Genomic DNA, 14390 nt, shown 5'->3' on the forward strand with positions numbered 1-14390 from the left:
CACGATGAGCGCCGACGTCCTGAAGATCTACCGCAGCGTGAGCCGCAAACCCTTCGGCCAGTGGCTGTTCTCGCGCCTGATCTGCTTCAAGGCGCCCTACTTCGGCAGTATCGGCCCACGCATGGTGCGGCTGGAGCCGGGCCGTGGCGAGGCAACCATCCGGCACCGCCGTTCGGTCACCAACCACCTGGGCACCGTGCATGCGATCGCGCTGTGCAACCTGGCCGAGTTCGTCGGTGGGCTGACCACCGACGTCAGCATCCCGCGCTCGATGCGCTGGATCCCCAAGGGCATGACCGTCGAGTACCTGAAGAAGGCCGTAGGCACCATGCACGCCGTCGCCACGCCGGCGTTCGAGCCGCATGAATCGGCCGAGGGCTACGACCTGCCGATGGACGTGGTGGTCAGCAACCCGCAGGGAGAAGCGGTGTTTCGAGCGCGTATCGGCATGTGGGTGTCGCCGAAGCCGCCTCGCGAGGCGTCGCCGTTGTAGGAGCGACGTAAGCCGCGACCGCACGCTCCAGGGTGCCGGCGCTCTTGGTTGGTGCGAGAACGGATGCCTTGCGGTCGCGACTCACGTCGCTCCTACAGTGGCATTTCTCAAAGAAGCCAGATCGCCGCCAACGCCGCGATCGCCGGCACGCCCTGCACGTAGAAGATGCGCCGACTGACACTCCACGCACCGTAAAGCGCGGCGACGACCACGCACAGCAGGAAGAACACGACCACGTTCCACTGCGCAATCACCAGCCCCCACAGCAGGCCGGCGGCGAGGAAGCCGTTGTACAGCCCCTGGTTGGCCGCCAGCACGCGGGTGGTCTCGGCCTTCTCCGGCGTGTTGCGGAAGGTCTTCAGGCCCGCCGGTTTGGTCCAGAGGAACATCTCCAGCACCAGGAACCAGGCGTGCAACGCCGCCACCAGCACCACCAACACCGCCGCGATCACGCTCATTCCCGCTTCTCCGCTTGCCCGTGCGCAGCATAGCGGCGTCACACGGCTGCGTCAGCCCTTGATGACCCAGGCTGCCCGGAGGCCGCGTCGCGTTCGGCCGCGCGCTCGGACGGGAGTTTCCTTTCCTCGCGCAGCAGTTTCCATCCACTGAACGTGAAGGCGCTGGCCGCCAGCAGGCCGACGCCGAATACCGCGCTGGAGCCGAATGCGGACACGAACTTGTGCAGCCACACGAAGCTCAGATCGCCGCCGCGATAGATGACCGTGTCGATCGCGGCGCCGGCCTTGTAGCGCCACTCGCGATCGACGCGGGTATAGATGGTCTCGCGTGCCGGCTTGGTCAGCGAGAACTCGCTGGCCCGCGTGACCACCTGCACGATGGCCACCATCATCGGCAGCGGCGAGGCGGCCAGCAGCGAGTAGCCCAGGATGATCGCACCACCCGGGATGAGCAGCGCGGGGCCGACCCCGAAGCTGCGCAGCAACCAGCGCGTGACCAGCAGCTGGATGAACAGGGTCAGCGCGTTCACCGCCATGTCGATGCCGGCGTAGTACGCGGTACTGGCAGCCGGGTCGGTGTAGAACTTCCGCACGATCGCGGCCTGTTCGTTGTACAGCAGCGTGCCCACGCCCACGCCCATCACCACCAGCGACGCCAGCCAGCGCAGCAGCGGCTCGCGGGCGATCAGCTTCAGCCCGGCCAGCACTTCGCCCCCCATCGGCGTCTCGCCGCTGGTCGCCCTGCGTTCCTGCTCGCGCGCCACCGCCCACAGGCGCATGCGCAGCTGGCATACCACGCACACCACGAGGAAACCGGCCGACACCAGCATCAGGTTGGCGATGCCGATGCGCTCGACGAAAGTGCGGGTGAGAACGGGGCCGAGGATCGCGCCGACCGTGCCGGCCGCGCCGATGTAACCGTAGAACTTGCGCGCTTCGGCATTGCTGAAGACATCCGCCATGAAACTCCAGAACACCGCGACCGCGAACAGGTTGAACACCGCGATCCACAGGAAGAAGGCCATCCCGCGTCCCGGCATCCCGCTGTCGAACAGCATGTAGAACAGCAGCAGCGTGCCGATGAAAAAGCCGTAGACCGCCGGCAGGAACACGCGGCGCGGATACCGGCTGACCAGCCAGCCGTAGGCCGGTTGCAACAGCAGCATGATGATGAAGGTGCAGGTGAACAGCACCTGCAGGGTGAAATCCTTCAGCGCCAGGCCGCGCACGGCGAAGAACTCGATCATCGCGGGCGGGAAGACCGCCTGCACATCGCTGGAGGCGGCCATCGCCTCGCGCACCGGGCGCAGCACGTAGTAGCCGCTGAGCAGACAGAAGAAGTAGACGAACGCCCACAGCAGCGGCGGGGACTCGGACATCGCCGCACGGAATCGGCCGAACCGGGTGGTCGCTGGGGGAGACGGGTCCATGGGGCGCGGCCTGCGATCGCATCATCGGGACGCGGGCACCGCCCGCCTGTGGCGCGCAAGGTATCCGATGCACTGCAACATCGCCAGCCTTTTCGCCACGCACCGACTGGCCGGATCAAGGCCCGACCACGTGTGCGGCAGCCGCGCATCCCGGCAGAGCAAATGCTCTATCCCCCCCCGCTAGGTTCGGTCCGTCTTCGCAATCGGGCAGCATGTGTACGACTACATCATCGTGGGCGCCGGCTCGGCCGGCTGCGTGCTCGCTCACCGCCTGAGCGAAGATCCGGCCTGTCGCGTGCTGCTGCTGGAAGCCGGTCCGCGCGACTGGCACCCCTTCATCCACATGCCGGCCGGCCTGGCCAAGCTGGTCGGCCAGAAGGGCGTGAACTGGAACTACGACACCGCGCCCGAGCCGCACCTGGACAACCGGCGCCTGTGGTGGCCACGCGGCAAGGTGCTTGGCGGCTCCAGTTCGATCAACGCGATGTGCTACATCCGCGGCGTACCGCAGGACTACGACGACTGGGCCGATGCCGGCGCGGAGGGCTGGGGCTGGAACAGCGTGCTGCCGTACTTCCGCCGTGCGGAACGTAACAGCCGCGGCGCCGACGCCCTCCACGGTGCCGACGGCCCGCTCCACGTCTCCGACCTGCGCTACACCAACGAACTGTCGGCCGCCTTCATCGAGTCCGGCGTGCAGGCCGGCTACGCCCGCAATCCCGACTTCAACGGCAGGACCCAGGAAGGCTTCGGCCTCTACCAGGTCACCCAGAAGGGAGGCGCCCGCTGCTCGTCCGCGGTGGCTTACCTGGACCCGGCACGCGATCGCCAGAACCTGGACATCGTCACCGGCGCACTGGTCCGGCGCATCCTGCTGGACAAGAACCGCGCAGTCGGCGTGGCCTATGCACGCGGCGGCCACGAGGTCGTCGTGCGCTGCGAAGGCGAGGTCCTGCTGTGCGGCGGGGCGATCAACTCGCCGCAGTTGCTGATGCTGTCGGGCATCGGCCCCGCCGAGCATCTGGCATCGCACGGCATCACCCCACGGCACGTTCTGCCCGGCGTGGGCAGGAATCTGCAGGACCATCTGGACATCTGCACGCTGCAGCACAGCACGCAGCGCGTCACCTACGACCGCACCAGCGAGCTGAAGACCGCCTTCGACTACTTCCTGCGAGGGCATCGCGGTCCGGGCAGCAGCAACATCGCCGAGGCGGGCGCGTTCGTGCGTTCGCCGCTGGCGCCGGACGAGCGCCCGGACATCCAGATGCATTTCGTGCCCGCAATGCTGGACGATCACGGCCGCCACCGCCTGCCTGGCGACGGCTACACGGCGCATGCCTGTTTCCTGCGCCCGCGCAGCCGCGGCCGCATCCTGCTGGCCAGCGCAGACCCGCGCGCGGACGCGCGCATCGAGGCGAACTACCTGAGCGATCCGGAAGGCTTCGACCTGAAGATGATGGTCGAGTGCGCGAAGCTGGCACGCGAACTGTTCGCCCAGCCCGCGTTCGACGCCTACCGCGGCGCACCCATCCACCCGGCCCGCAACGACCTGACCGATGCGGAGCTGGTCGCCTTCATCCGCGCCAAGGCCGAGACCGTCTACCACCCGGTCGGCAGCTGCCGGATGGGGTTCGATGACGATGCGGTGGTGGATCCGGCGCTGCGCGTCCGGGGTCTGGACGGCCTGCGCGTGATCGATGCGTCCGTGATGCCCACGCTGATCGGCGGGAACACCAATGCACCGACCATCATGATCGCGGAGCGGGCGTCGGACCTGATCCGCAACCGGCCGGTGCTGGCCGCCGCGCCGATTCAGCCAGCGAGCCCGGTGCCCCACGCGATGCCGCTGGCTACCACCGGCTGATTGCGGCACCCGCCAAGGATCGCCACCTTCCGGCCCCGCGCGGCCGTTCTTGAGCCACCAAGCGCCGAACGCGCCGCATCGATGGCCCGGAACTTGCAGGTCCGCGCATGCAGCGTCCGGCATGCAGCCTAGCGCCTGCGCGTATTCAGGCGGCGCGCATCGCACGAAGAAATGGGACGCCCGGCACATCTGCAATCTTCAGCAGGATGAACGACATGGCCCTCGAACTTCCCGCGGTTTGTGCAATGGAAAAAAGCGGCGTTATGATCCCGGACAGCACCAGCTTTCGCAGGGCGTCTCGCACCATGAAACCGAAGAAGAGCCGGCGGTCGCCGCATTCCCTGCGGATCGCCCTGATCGGCATGATGCTTCCGCTGACGTTGTCGTCCACGGCGCAGACACCACAGCGCTGGGGATCGCCCGGCACCGCCTCCGATGCGGGGATTTCCGGCGTGGCCACCGCCAGCACTGCACCGTACGTCTCCCCCACCCAGCCGCGCCCCTATCGGACCGCGCTGCCAGGCCAGAACATCCGTCCGCTGGCCGCCGGCTTCGATGTGCGCGCCTTCGAGACGATGGCCGAGCACCTGACGGTGGGCCAGCGCGTGCCGGGACTGGCCATGGCCATCGTCCACAACGGGCGCGTGCTGAGCGCGCGCGGTTATGGCGTCACCGATGTGGTCAACCCGCAGCAGGTCGACGCGCACACCGTCTTCCGTCTGGCGTCGCTGTCAAAATCCTTCGCCAGTACCCTGGCGGGCCTGATGGTGCAGGACGGCTCGCTGCGCTGGGACAGCAAGGTCAACCAGTACGTACCCGGCTTCCAGCTGAGCGATCCCGTCGCGACCTCGCGCGTGACCGTGGCGGACGTACTGAGCCACAGCGTGGGCCTGCAGGCCCACAATGCCTTCGACCGCGACATCGAGGCCAACGCCGAGTACTACGATGTCGCGCGCAAGCTCGCCTACGCGCCGCTGAAGTGCGCCCCGGGCGAATGCTATGCGTACCAGAACGTCGCCTTCAGCCTGATCGGTGACGTGGTGTTCGCCGCTTCGGGCACGTTCTACGACCAGGCGGTGGATCGGCGCATCTTCAAGCCCCTGGGCATGAACGACGCCAGTCTGGGCCTGGCCGGCATCCAGGGCAGTACCCGCTGGGCGCGACCGCACGTGCGCAGCCGCAACGGCTGGGTTTCGCTGACACCCAAGCCGACCTACTACCGCCTGCCTCCCGCCGCCGGCGTCAACGCCAGCGCCAGCGACCTGGCGCAGTGGCTGATCGCGCAGACAGGCCACCGCCCCGACGTACTGCCCGCGCCGCTGCTGGCCACCCTGCATGCCCCGGTGGTCACCACGCCGGGCGAAATGCGCGGCGGCTGGCGTCGCGAGCGCATCCACTCGGCGAGCTATGCCCTCGGCTGGCGCGTATTCGACTACGCCGGCCAACAGGTGATCTTCCATGCCGGTGCGGTGCAGGGCTATCGCGGCCTGATGGCGCTGGTTCCGGGACAGGACTTCGGCGTGGCGATGGTCTGGAACAGCGACAGTTCGCTGCCCTCGGGCCTGCTGCCGACCATCCTCGACCGGGCGATGGGCCTGCCGGGCGAGCCGTGGGTCGAGACGCCCGCCGACTACGACCTGCTGCTGGCCGAGTCGCCCGATAGCGTGCCGGCACAGGAGCGCAAGGACGCAGGCACCTCCTCGCAACGCAGCACCGCGTCGCCCCGCTGAGTGCACGTGCGCGCTGCATCACCCCGCAGCGCGCGCCGGGGGCTATGCGTCCGAGGCTTCCATCAGCGCCTTGAGCCGGGCCAGCCCCTTCTCGTAATCCGCACCGATCATCCGGTCGAACAGCAGACCGAGCCAGCGGCTGAAAGGATTCAGGCCGTGCGTGGTGTCGAACGCCCAGGTCACCCGCGTTCCGCCGGCTTCCGGCACCAGCCGATACGTGGCCTGTGCCTGGCTACCGTCGAAGTCCAGCGCTACCACGATCCTGCTGTGCGGTTCGCTGGCGATGATCTCCTGGCTGCCGCTACCCACCGCGCGGTTTCCCACCCAGCGCATGCGCGCGCCCACCCCCTGCGCCGGGCCTTCGAAGGTGTACCTGGCCTGCGGATCGTACTCGGCCCAAGGCGACCACGCGTTGAAACGTCCGAACGAATCCAGGGTGGCGAACACCTGCTCGGGACTGCGCTCGATCAGGACGCTGCGCTCGACGTGCGTCGTCGACGGCAGCAGCAATCCACCCGCGACGAAGACCATGCCGACCGCGACGATCGCCGCCAGCGTCCATCTGAACAACTTCATGCCCGCGCTCCAGGGTGGTCCAGGGGCGGTAGCCTAGCCGCTCGCCCATAAAAAAACTCTCCCCCCGCTGGGCACAGGGAGAGAGTCCATGGTGTTACGGCTAATCGGGGTTGGCTTAGATCAGCGGAGCCGGGGTGGCCGGCAGCGCGACCGGGGCCGCTTTCTTCTTGGACTTCTTGGCAGCCTTCTTGGCGGGCTTCTTCGCAGCCTTCTTGGCCGGCTTCTTGGCTACTTTCTTGGCAGCCTTCTTGGCGGTCTTCTTGGCAGCCTTCTTGGCAACCTTCTTCGCCGGCTTCTTGGCGACCTTCTTGGCAGCCTTCTTGGTGGTCTTCTTGGCGGCCTTCTTCGCCGGCTTCTTGGCGACCTTCTTGGCTACCTTCTTGGCGACCTTCTTCACCGCCTTCTTGGCCTTGGCGACCTTCTTGGCGACCTTCTTGGCAGCCTTCTTCACGGTCTTCTTGGCAGCCGACTTCTTGGTGGCCTTCTTGGCGGCCTTCTTGGCGGCCGGTTTCTTCTTCGCAGCTTTCTTCATTGCCATGTGATGGCTCCTCGTCTGTGAACTATGGTGTTGTACGTCTGGCTACAGCACATCTGCCCGAAGGCAGGCCCAGCTGCAAGAAACGCCGCGGGAGTCGGACCCGTCGGCAGCCGCTGCCGCGACACGCGCGGCGATGCGGATTCCCCAGGGGCCAGGCGTGCGAAACCCGGCTCCCTACAAATAAGAGAACACCCGCGTCGCCGGGCGACGCGGGTGTCATGGAAAGGGGGTGTTGCGTTTCTGCGGGGGAAGCGATGCCTGCGTCCACCCCGATCCGGGTGACGATGGACTGTGTTGTCTCTCGCGCTGTCGTGTTGATTCGACTCACTCGCTTCCGCAGCATGCTCTGCTTGGGGCGAAACCTAATCACGGTTTTTCGAGGTGTCAACACCTGCGCGCAACTTTTTTTCGTTCTCCTGCCCGGACCTGATGGCGGCGGCGAACACTTGGCGCACCCGCACCGCCGCTCCCTGTCAGCCAAGGTTGGCGGCGCCTCGACGCATGCAAGAAAAAAACATCGGGAAAACGCGCTTTTTGTTCATCGAGGTCGAGCGCGCCGATGATGTCGCGAGGTCGACGCGAGCGCCTCGCGACCTCGGACACGACCATTCCGGCGGCTTGAACGCGAGCTAAAAAAAATTTCCGGAAAGGCATCCGATTTCGCGTCGCACAAGCCCGAATGCGCCGAACTGCGCAAACTTTTTTCCCTCCCGCGACCGATGCGTTGCCGCGTTCGACGCCTCCGCATCGCGGCTGAAGTGCGATCGCGCGGCAGCGGATGGGTGGCGACATCGCACGTTCGCCGTCCGTGCGTACCGGCGATTCCGCCTTGCCGTCCGCCGGGCGCATGCTGCCTTCGACCATGCTGGGTGGGGTGTTGCATGCGCGCCGGATGCTCCGGCGCCACGCGCGGATCCACCTTGACGCCGGCGTCCCACGACGGCGGAAACGAAGCGGGGAACCGGCGACGAGGGAGACATGCTCCTTCGCCGCCGGTTCCCCGTCAGGGGACAGCCGGTGGGCTGCCTCAGTGGTCTTCGTCTTCGATCAGTTCGGCGTAGTCGTCGGGCGACAGCAGTTCGTTGAGCTGGTCCGGCTCCTCGGCCTCGATCACGAAGATCCAGCCCTCGCCGTAGGCGTCCTCGTTGATGGTCTCCGGCTTGTCCGACAGCGCCGCGTTGACTTCCACGACCTTGCCGGTGACCGGGCTGTACACGTCGGAGGCGGCCTTGACCGATTCGACCACGGCACTGGCGTTGCCGGCTTCGATGCGGTCGCCGACGTTCGGCAGTTCGACGTAGACCAGGTCGCCCAACAGGCCCTGCGCATGGTCGGAGATGCCGACGGTGACGCGACCGTCGCTCTCCAGGCGGGCCCATTCGTGGGACTTGAGGAACTTCAGATCGCCGGGAATCTCACTCATGGGGTACTCCGGATCGGTGCGGTAGGTCGGGATGGGAACGATAGTTTAGCGGAGTAAGCCACAGGTGAAGACGGCCGCCTGTGATTCATTCCAGCACGCCCGGCTGGGCCTGACCGTCGCGCACGAACGGGAACTTGACCACGCGCACCGGCACTTCCCTGCCCCGGATGTCCACACGCACGTCGCCGGCCGCACCCAGCGCGATGTCGCCGGCAGGCACCCGCGCGAACGCGATGGCCTTGCCCAGCGTCGGCGAGAAGGTGCCCGACAGGATCTCGCCCTCGCCATACGGGGTGAGCACCTTCTGTCCATGGCGCAGCACGCCCTTCTCGTCCATCACCAGGCCGATCATCTGGCGCGGCGCGCCGGCGGCTTTCTGCGCCTCCAGCTTCGCGCGACCGATGAAGGGGCGGCCTTCGTCGAGCGACACCGTCCAGGCCAGCGCCGCTTCGTAGGGCGAAACGGATTCGTCCATGTCCTGTCCGTAGAGGTTCATGCCCGCTTCCAGCCGCAGCGTGTCGCGCGCGCCCAGGCCGGCCGGCTTCACCCCGGCGGCCAGCAGCGCGTTCCAGAACGCGACCGCCTCGCTTCCCGGCAACACGATCTCGTAGCCATCCTCGCCGGTGTAGCCGGTGCGGGCGACGAACAGCGGCTCGCCGTTCGCAGTGGAAGCATCGGCGGCGGAGAAGCGGGTCAGCTTGCCGACCTTGGCCCGGTCCTCTTCGCGCAGCAGGCCGTGCACGCGTTCGCGCGCGGCAGGACCCTGCACGGCGATCATCGCGAAGTCGGGGCGCTCGCTGACCTCCACGTCGAACGCCGCGGCACGGGCACCGATCCACGCCAGGTCCTTCTCGCGGGTGGCGGCGTTGACGACCAGGCGGAAGAAGGCGTCGTCCATGAAGTAGATGATCAGGTCGTCGATCACCCCGCCTTCCTCGTTGAGCATGGTCGTGTACAGCGCCTTGCCCGGCTTCTGCAGCTTGTCCACCGAGTTGGCCACCAGCTGGCGCAGAAATTCCCGGGTGCGCGGCCCGCGCAGGTCCACCACGGTCATGTGGCTGACGTCGAACATGCCGGCATCGCGACGCACCTGGTGGTGCTCTTCGATCTGCGAACCGTAATGGATCGGCATGTCCCAGCCGCCGAAGTCGACCATCTTGGCGCCGAGCGCACGATGGGTGTCGTTGAGGAGGGTCTTCTGGGTCATGGCGGCTTCCGGGGCGGGCAAAGAAGCGCATTATCCCAGAACGCACCAGGGCGGTGCGCCGCCCTCACAGGCCGTAGTAGGCCTCATTGATGCAGTCGACCGTGCGCGCATCCAGCACGTCGAAGCGCGCATCGGGCAGGCGCAGGCGTCCGGCCCAGGCGATGTCCTTCAACCATTCGGTGGAGGTGTCGTGTTGCCGCACGATCGCCGCCACCCGCGCATCGTCGCGCCCGTTCACCCGGCACGTGCCGAACTGCAGGTAGTAGCCCGGGCGACCGGTGGGATAAGGCAACGCGTCGGTGATGCGCCACTGCGCCCGGGTGCCGTCGCGGCCGGCCAGTTGGCCGGCAATGACGAAACGCGGGATGGGTTCGCCGCCGTCCGCGGCGGCGGGCGAAGCCAGCACGCCGACCGAGTAATCGCAGACGCGGGCCGGATCGATCGAATCGGAGACGCAGCTCCCGCCCAGTTCGTCCAGGCCGGCGGGATACGGTGGCACGACGCGACCGACCAGGTCGGCCGCCGTCACCGACAGTGGCGCCAGCACCGACATCGACCACGCCAGCGTGCTCGAACCCACCTCAGGCCTCCTGCACCTTCAATGTCATGCCGTTCACGGCGACCACGCGGACCCGCATGCCCGCCGGCAAGTCCGGGCCTTCCACCGTCCAGAACGCATCGTCGATCTTCACCCGGCCGCGTCCCCCTTCGATGGCCTGGTCGAGCACGGCCACGCTGCCCACCAGCTGTTCGGCGCGCCGGTTCAACAGCGGCTTGTCGCTCTGCCGACCCCTGCCGCGGAACCACCTGCGATAGACCGCCACCGAGATCAGCGCCAGCACCGAGAACAGCACCGCCTGCGCCAGCCAGCCGAGCCCGGGCGCCACCAGCACCACCAGCGCCATCGCCACCGCGGCGAAGCCGAACCACAGCATGAACGCGCCCGGCACCATCGCCTCGGCGGCGAACAGCACCAGCGCCCCGATCGCCCAGAACGCGAACTTGAAGCTCATGTCAGGCTCCCGGAACGCGGGGCGGACGCGATGGCGCCGCGGCCTGCTGCTTGTTCAGTGCCTCCTTGGCCAGTTCGGCGATGCCGGCGATGGAGCCGATCACGCCGCTGGCCTCCATCGGCATCAGCACGAACTTCTGGTTCGGCGCCATGGCCAACTCCTTGAAGGCCTCCACGTATTTCTGCGCGATGAAGTAGTTGATCGCCTGCACGTCGCCCTGGGCGATGGCGTTGGACACCAGTTCCGTCGCCTTGGCCTCGGCCTCGGCCAGGCGTTCGCGCGCCTCCGCCTCGCGGTAGGCGGCCTCGCGCTTGCCTTCGGCCTCCAGGATCGCGCCCTGCTTTTCGCCTTCAGCGCGCAGGATTTCCGACGCCCGCGCGCCCTCGGCCTCGAGGATGGAGGCGCGCTTGTCGCGCTCGGCCTTCATCTGCCGGGCCATCGCGTCCACCAGGTCGCGCGGCGGCTGGATGTCCTTGATCTCGATGCGGTTGACCTTCACGCCCCACGGGCTGGTCGCATGGTCCACCACGCCCAGCAGCTTGGCGTTGATGGTTTCGCGCTGGCTGAGCGACTCGTCCAGGTCCATCGAGCCGATCACGGTACGGATGTTGGTCTGCACCAGCGCGATCATCGCCTGGTCCAGGCTGGACACCTCATACGCCGCCTTGGCCGCATCCAGCACCTGGAAGAACACCACGCCGTCCACCTTCACCACCGCGTTGTCCTTGGTGATGACGTCCTGCGACGGCACTTCGAACACCTGCTCCATCATGTTGACCTTGCGGCCGATGCTCTGCATGTACGGGATCAGGAAGTGCAGGCCGGGGGACATGGTGTGGGTGTACCTGCCGAAATGCTCCACCGTGAACTCATAGCCCTGCGGCACCACACGGACACCCTTGAAGAAGGTGACCACGATGAACAGCACCACCGCCGCAACCACCAATGTGGAAAGACCGAACTCCATTGCTGACCCCCTTCCTGTGACGATGGTCCGATTATAGGCATGGGCGGTCCCGGCGCCGTGCGCGGGAACTTCGGCGACCCTGCGACGGTATTGCCCGCTACGGCATCCCTATGTCCGACAGCCCCGGGAATCCCTCCGCTTGAGCCGATCGCAGTTCGCCATCGATGTCCCCGACAGCCTGGTCGCGCGTGCGCGCACCGGCTGCCGGGAGGCGTTCGAGCAGATCTACCGGCGTTTCGAGCGCCCGGTCTTCACCCTGGCGCTGCGGATCTGCGGAGACCGGGAGGCCGCGGGCGATGTTTTGCAGGACACCATGCTGAAGCTCTTCCACCATCTGCCCGATTACCGGGGCGACTGCCCCTTCTGGGGCTGGCTGCGGCAGATCGCGGTCAACGAGGCGCTGTTGCGGCTCAGACGGCAGAAGCGGCTGGTCGCCGAAATCGCGGTGGAGGAAGACGACCTGCCGCAGGACCAGGGCCTGCCTCCGGCAGCCGCGGCGGATGCGGCGTTGCTGCAACGCGCGCTCGAAGCCCTGCCCGCGGCAACGCGCAGCGTGCTGTGGCTGTACCACGCCGAAGGCTACACCCACGACGAGATCGCCGGACTGATGCAGCGCACACCCAGCTACTCCAAATCGCAGGTCGCCCGCGGCACGCGCCGCCTGCGGGCGCTGTTGAACATCGAGGACACCGTCCATGCCTGATTCCCGTGCCCGCGAACCCCTGCCGCGCGACTGGCGCGACGCCTTCGGCGGCCTGCCGCTGGAAACCCCGCCGGAGGGCGCCTGGCAACGCCTTGCCGCATCGCTGCCGCCGATGCAGGCGCGCGCACGCCGGACGCGCTGGCGCCGCCCTGCCCTGGCGCTGGCCGCCACCGCCTTCTTCGCCGCCGTGATCCCGCTCATGCAATGGCGGAACGCCGAGGTCACCACGCCACCGCTGCAACGTGCACCGACCCTCGCCACGACGTCATCCGCGCGTCCGGATGCGCCGACGGCTCCCTCCGGGAACGCACCCGCGATCGGCATTCCGACGGATATCGCCGCTACCCCGCCGCTCGCCACTGCATCGCCGATGCGCCGTTCCGTTGCGCGCGTCTCGCCTGTTCCGGCGACCGCCGAGCCTGCGCGGCTGGACGCGCTGTACACCGAGTCCGCCCGTCTCGAAGCCGTGCTTGCGCAGCTGCCCGACAGCAACACCGGCAACGTGGCTGCGCTCGCGGTCAGTGCCGACCTGCAGGACCACGTCAGCCATATCGATCTCGCGCTTTCGCAACCTGCCCTGCCGGACGCCACTCGCACCGCGCTGTGGGAACAGCGCGTCGACACCCTGCGCCAGCTCACGGGCGTGGAAGCCACCCAACGCTGGCAGGTCGCCCTGAACGACGACGCCGCCGACACCGCCATCTATTGATAAGCACACGCACCTAGGAGACTTAAGATGCTCAAGTCCTTTTCCACGACACTGCTCGCCTTCGCATTGGCCGCACCCCTGCCGGGCTTCGCACAGCAGGACGACGCCGCCAGGCAGAAGGAACTCGACGCCGCGCGCGCCGACCTGCAGCGCGCCGCCAAGCGCGTGGCCGAACTCTCGAAGGACGCCGGCCGCGTGGGTTCTCCCGTCGAGATCGATCATCTCATCGTCCGCCGCCCGCGCCTCGGCATCCTGCTGTCGGGCGACGACGCGGCAGGCGTGCGCATCACCGGGGTGACGCCGGACAGCGGCGCCGCCAAGGCCGGCCTGAAGGCGGGCGACCGCCTCCTACGCGTGGACGGCGAAACGGTCAACGGCAGTACCGGCGATGGGCGCGTGGCGCATGCGCGCAAGCTGCTCGCCGACCTCCAGGCCGAGACGCCCGTGCGCGTCACGTACCAGCGCGACGGCAAGACGTACGACGCCAGCGTCACGCCCACCCAAGTCTCGCCGCGCGTCGCGTTCGCTGGCCAGGGGCCTGGCACGTTCTTCTTCCGTACCGGCGAAAGCGGCATGCCGTGGATCGACGGCGCGCCCATGCCGATGGGCGAGATCGCCACCGTCATCGCGCCGGAAGTCCAACGCGAGCTGCGCCAGCTCGGCAGGCTGGGCGACTGCAAGGGCGAGGATTGCCGCCTGCCCGCGCTGGCCGAAGCCTTCCGCTGGAGCAACCTCAACCTGGCGACGGTGGATGCCTCGCTCGGCCGCTACTTCGGCACCGAGAACGGCGTGCTCGTCCTCTCCGTCGGTGAAGAACTCGCGGGTCTTCAGGCCGGCGACGTGATCCGCAAGGTGGACGGCAAGCCGGTGACGACGCCGCGCGACGTCACCCAGGCGCTGCGCGACAAGCCCGAGGACGCCAAGGTCGCGGTCGAGTACCTGCGCGATCGGCAGACACGAACGAGCACCGTCACCGTTCCCAAGGCCGCGGCGTTCCGGTTCCCGTCGACATCACGCGTGGTGGTGAAGCCGCGCGCGACCGAAGCAGCCGGCAAGGCGCCGACCGTCGTGGAGCGTCGGCGCGTGATGATCGTCGACCAGGACGGCAAGGTGCAGACTTTCGAGGACGACGACAGCGACGCACCGCTGCCGCCTCCGCCGCCGGCACCGCCCGTGCCTGCTTCGGGCAAGGGCGGCACGCTGCTCTGACACGCATTATTAGAAGAGAAACCCGTGAATCCCCTGCCCCCGCATCCGCGGGGGTCTTTTTATGGAG

At 67.7% G+C, this 14390-nt stretch carries 16 protein-coding genes; 6 read left to right on the forward strand and 10 right to left on the reverse strand.

The annotated features are described in order from the left end of the window. Nucleotides 1-4 precede the first annotated feature (4 nt). The gene (locus tag V8246_RS04045) at nucleotides 5-493 is read left to right on the forward strand and encodes a hotdog fold domain-containing protein (protein ID WP_336188011.1); all 489 of its coding nucleotides are present in this window, start codon (nucleotides 5-7) and stop codon (nucleotides 491-493) included. Between the two features lie 107 nt (nucleotides 494-600). On the opposite strand, the gene V8246_RS04050 is transcribed toward V8246_RS04045, so the two are convergent. Together V8246_RS04050 and V8246_RS04055 are read right to left on the reverse strand one after the other, a co-directional pair. Further along, nucleotides 601-951: a DUF1304 domain-containing protein gene (locus tag V8246_RS04050; protein ID WP_336188012.1), complete on the reverse strand. Its 351-nt coding sequence runs from the start codon at nucleotides 949-951 to the stop codon at nucleotides 601-603. Between the two features lie 38 nt (nucleotides 952-989). Next, nucleotides 990-2381, reverse strand: coding sequence for an MFS transporter (locus V8246_RS04055; RefSeq protein WP_336188013.1), 1392 nt, complete (start codon nucleotides 2379-2381; stop codon nucleotides 990-992). Between the two features lie 214 nt (nucleotides 2382-2595). Between V8246_RS04055 and V8246_RS04060 the strand changes: the two genes are divergently transcribed. Further along, entirely contained in the window at nucleotides 2596-4248 is a 1653-nt protein-coding gene (locus V8246_RS04060; protein ID WP_336188014.1) for a choline dehydrogenase, read from the forward strand. A 145-nt stretch (nucleotides 4249-4393) separates the two neighbouring features. On the opposite strand, the gene V8246_RS04065 is transcribed toward V8246_RS04060, so the two are convergent. Further along, nucleotides 4394-4639 (reverse strand): hypothetical protein, encoded by a 246-nt coding sequence (locus V8246_RS04065; protein WP_336188015.1) that lies wholly within the window; start codon nucleotides 4637-4639, stop codon nucleotides 4394-4396. Here V8246_RS04065 and V8246_RS04070 point away from each other — a divergent pair. Then, nucleotides 4611-5978, forward strand: coding sequence for a serine hydrolase domain-containing protein (locus V8246_RS04070; RefSeq protein WP_336188016.1), 1368 nt, complete (start codon nucleotides 4611-4613; stop codon nucleotides 5976-5978). The two genes, V8246_RS04065 and V8246_RS04070, sit on opposite strands and share 29 nt — an antisense overlap. A gap of 42 nt (nucleotides 5979-6020) precedes the next feature. On the opposite strand, the gene V8246_RS04075 is transcribed toward V8246_RS04070, so the two are convergent. The 7 genes from V8246_RS04075 to V8246_RS04105 form a co-directional block, all read right to left on the reverse strand. After that, nucleotides 6021-6554, reverse strand: a complete 534-nt coding sequence (locus V8246_RS04075; protein ID WP_336188017.1) for an SRPBCC family protein — start codon at nucleotides 6552-6554, stop codon at nucleotides 6021-6023. A gap of 115 nt (nucleotides 6555-6669) precedes the next feature. After that, on the reverse strand, nucleotides 6670-7092 hold the full coding sequence (locus V8246_RS04080; protein ID WP_336188018.1) for a hypothetical protein: 423 nt from the start codon (nucleotides 7090-7092) through the stop codon (nucleotides 6670-6672). 1027 nt (nucleotides 7093-8119) lie between these two features. Beyond that, nucleotides 8120-8515, reverse strand: coding sequence for a glycine cleavage system protein GcvH (gene gcvH / locus V8246_RS04085; protein ID WP_162108977.1), 396 nt, complete (start codon nucleotides 8513-8515; stop codon nucleotides 8120-8122). A gap of 85 nt (nucleotides 8516-8600) precedes the next feature. Next, nucleotides 8601-9722, reverse strand: a complete 1122-nt coding sequence (gene gcvT / locus V8246_RS04090; RefSeq protein ID WP_336188019.1) for a glycine cleavage system aminomethyltransferase GcvT — start codon at nucleotides 9720-9722, stop codon at nucleotides 8601-8603. A 64-nt stretch (nucleotides 9723-9786) separates the two neighbouring features. Continuing rightward, nucleotides 9787-10302: a hypothetical protein gene (locus tag V8246_RS04095; protein ID WP_336188020.1), complete on the reverse strand. Its 516-nt coding sequence runs from the start codon at nucleotides 10300-10302 to the stop codon at nucleotides 9787-9789. 1 nt (nucleotide 10303) lies between these two features. Next, nucleotides 10304-10735, reverse strand: a complete 432-nt coding sequence (locus V8246_RS04100) for an NfeD family protein (protein WP_336188021.1) — start codon at nucleotides 10733-10735, stop codon at nucleotides 10304-10306. 1 nt (nucleotide 10736) lies between these two features. After that, the gene (locus tag V8246_RS04105; protein WP_336188022.1) at nucleotides 10737-11702 is read right to left on the reverse strand and encodes an SPFH domain-containing protein; all 966 of its coding nucleotides are present in this window, start codon (nucleotides 11700-11702) and stop codon (nucleotides 10737-10739) included. Nucleotides 11703-11841: 139 nt separating this feature from the next. Here V8246_RS04105 and V8246_RS04110 point away from each other — a divergent pair, with 139 nt between their 5' ends. Genes V8246_RS04110 through V8246_RS04120 form a run of 3 tightly spaced genes read left to right on the forward strand, consistent with a single transcriptional unit; the run spans nucleotide 11842 to nucleotide 14323 of the window. Beyond that, nucleotides 11842-12405, forward strand: coding sequence for a sigma-70 family RNA polymerase sigma factor (locus V8246_RS04110; protein ID WP_336188023.1), 564 nt, complete (start codon nucleotides 11842-11844; stop codon nucleotides 12403-12405). Further along, nucleotides 12398-13114 (forward strand): hypothetical protein, encoded by a 717-nt coding sequence (locus V8246_RS04115; protein WP_336188024.1) that lies wholly within the window; start codon nucleotides 12398-12400, stop codon nucleotides 13112-13114. Before V8246_RS04110 ends, V8246_RS04115 begins: the two co-directional genes overlap by 8 nt. Nucleotides 13115-13141: 27 nt before the next feature. Beyond that, nucleotides 13142-14323, forward strand: a complete 1182-nt coding sequence (locus tag V8246_RS04120) for a PDZ domain-containing protein (RefSeq protein WP_336188025.1) — start codon at nucleotides 13142-13144, stop codon at nucleotides 14321-14323. Nucleotides 14324-14390: the final 67 nt, after the last annotated feature.

This window comes from Pseudoxanthomonas sp. F11, from assembly GCF_037046485.1.
Lineage (GTDB): Bacteria > Pseudomonadota > Gammaproteobacteria > Xanthomonadales > Xanthomonadaceae > Pseudoxanthomonas_A.